Raw genomic sequence first — 2,393 nt, forward strand, 5'->3', positions numbered from 1 at the left:
TCACATCGGCCACATGGCTGAAACAGCGCGATTGCTCGCCGGTGCCATGAACCTGAATCGGCTGTCCGGCCAGGGCCGCTTCGATGAAGTTCGGAACAACCATGCCATAACGCCCGGTCTGGCGCGGGCCGGTCGTGTTGAAAAACCGCAGCACGACCACCGGCAGATCAACCTCGCGCGCATAGGCCAGCGCCATGAACTCATCCAACGTCTTGGCGCAGGCATAGGACCAGCGCAGAATGCTGGTGGCGCCGATCGTCAGATCGTCATCTTCGTTGAACGGGAATTTCGATGCCTTGCCGTAGACCTCGGAACTGGAGGCGATGAAGACCAGAGGCTTGTGGCGCAGGGCCGCGCGCAACACGTTCTGCGTGCCGTCCACATTGGTTGCAATCGACTGGCTGGGCTGATCCATGATCAGCTTGACCCCGACAGCGGCAGCCAGGTGAAACACCGCGTCAGCAGCCCCGACCAGTTCTTCGACCAGCCCGGAATCCAGAACGCTGCCTTCGACAAAGTGAAAGGCGGAATGATCCTGAACAGAAGACAGGTTTTGCAGCGATCCGGTGGACAGGTCATCCAGCACCGTCACCTCATGCCCATTGCCAATCAGACGCTCGGCCAGATGTGACCCGATAAAACCGGCCCCGCCCGTGATCAAAATTTGCATGAATAACCCTCGTACCAACAGAATCCACTCTAATGCCACAGGCTTAGCATAGGGATCGGTGGCCACCAAATGGTAGATACCGCTATGGTGCGCTGACAGGCCGGGCCTGCACAGTTTTGGAAAAAGGGCTGAATTGTTGCACAACGCATTAAGAATGTTGAACCTGCGGACATGACCGAAACACACGTGGACCCCCGCCCCGGCGACGGCCTTGCAGGCCAGCGCGTGGTCGTGACCGGCGCCACCGGCTTTATCGGCCGGCGCCTGATCGATGCGCTGCTGAAACTGGGATGTGACGTGACCGCCTTGCTGCGCACGCGCCACGGGGCTGCCACGTTGGAACAGGCCGGAGCAAAGGCACTGGTTTGCCCGCTGCACCCCGGCCCGACCCTGACGCAGGCGCTGGACGGTGCGGCGGCTCTGTTTCATCTGGCTTACGATTTCCGCGCCTCCGGCGCGGACAACCTTGCAGCCTTCGACGCGCTTGCCAAAGCCGCCGAAGACGGGTCTTGCAACCGTATCGTGCATCTGAGTTCCGCCGTGGTCTATGACAGCTGGCCCAACGGGCCGATCACCGAACGCAACCCGATCACGCCGGAAGATGTGCAAAGCTATCGCGGGGCCAAAATTGCGATGGAACAGAGACTGTTACAGGGGAAATGCGACGCCGCCATCTTGCAGCCAACCATCGTCTACGGACCTGGCAGTGCGCTTTGGACCAATGGGCCATTGGCGATGATGCGCAGGGGCGGCATCATCCTGCCCGACCCGCCCGGACAATGCCCGGCCGTGCATGTCGATGACGTGGTACAGGCCGCCCTGCGCGCGGCCTCATCGCCCCGGACCGGGGTCGAGCGATACCTGATCAGCGGCCCGGACACGCTGGGGTGGAAGACGTTTTTCGAAGGCTATGCCCGGCTTGCCGGATGCGGAGAGGTTCGGATTGATCCGGCTGCGAACCCGGCCCCGCCCCCGCCGCCCAATGGCAATGCGCCCTCAGGCCCCTCTCTGGTGGGGCAGCTCAGCGCGCATCTGCGCCGCCTTGTCGGGCGCCGCCGGGTCGAGGCCGCCGCGGACTGGGCACGGTCCGTTCAGGCCCGGCTGGCAAAACCCCGGCCCGTGATGCCTGACATGGCGGGGCGCAGGCTTTTTGCCGGTCAGCCAGAGGTTTCAACCCGACATGCACAGGATCAGATCGGCTATGCACCCCGTGTTTCCTTCGACGGATGGATCGAGCATATGCGAAAACAATCGGCGCGCTGATTCAAGACTGCCTTGTTTTTGGAAACACCCATTCCGGGTCTTTGCCGGGAACGACAAATTAGTTGGCTTCGTTCCCGATCTGTCCTATCCGATGAAGAGAGAAGGTTTCCAATCTGCTAAGCTAATTTTAATTCAGTGTGACTTTGTACGATCAGGATAGATTATGAACTACGAAACCTCGCACCATCTTTCCCTCAAGCAGCTTATCGCGGCGCGCGATGCGCGGGTTGCTGTGGTTGGGCTGGGCTATGTCGGGCTGCCACTGGCGCTGACTGCCTATGATGAGGGGTTCGATACCACCGGCGTTGATCTCAACCCTGACCGGGTAGCACGGATCAATCAGGGCGATCAGGTCATATCGTATCTGGCGTCAGACCGGATCGCACAAGCGGTAGACAGCGGCAGGTTCCGCGCAACGCAGGACGCCGCGGCACTGGCCGAGGCCGATATCATCCTGATC

General features: G+C 61.0%; 3 protein-coding genes. 2 read left to right on the forward strand and 1 reads right to left on the reverse strand.

What is annotated here, in order from left to right:
• Positions 1 to 670: SDR family NAD(P)-dependent oxidoreductase (locus tag AC2FNN_RS21395; protein ID WP_496760507.1), on the reverse strand; the 670-nt coding region annotated here is incomplete at its 3' end.
• 171 nt (positions 671 to 841) lie between these two features.
• Here AC2FNN_RS21395 and AC2FNN_RS21400 point away from each other — a divergent pair.
• Positions 842 to 1,933, forward strand: coding sequence for an NAD-dependent epimerase/dehydratase family protein (locus tag AC2FNN_RS21400; RefSeq protein WP_496760509.1), 1,092 nt, complete (start codon positions 842 to 844; stop codon positions 1,931 to 1,933).
• Between the two features lie 163 nt (positions 1,934 to 2,096).
• A partial coding sequence (locus tag AC2FNN_RS21405; RefSeq protein WP_496760511.1) for an NAD(P)-binding domain-containing protein occupies positions 2,097 to 2,393 on the forward strand: 297 nt, incomplete at its 3' end.

It is taken from the genome of Ruegeria sp. BHSA118 (assembly GCF_059613405.1).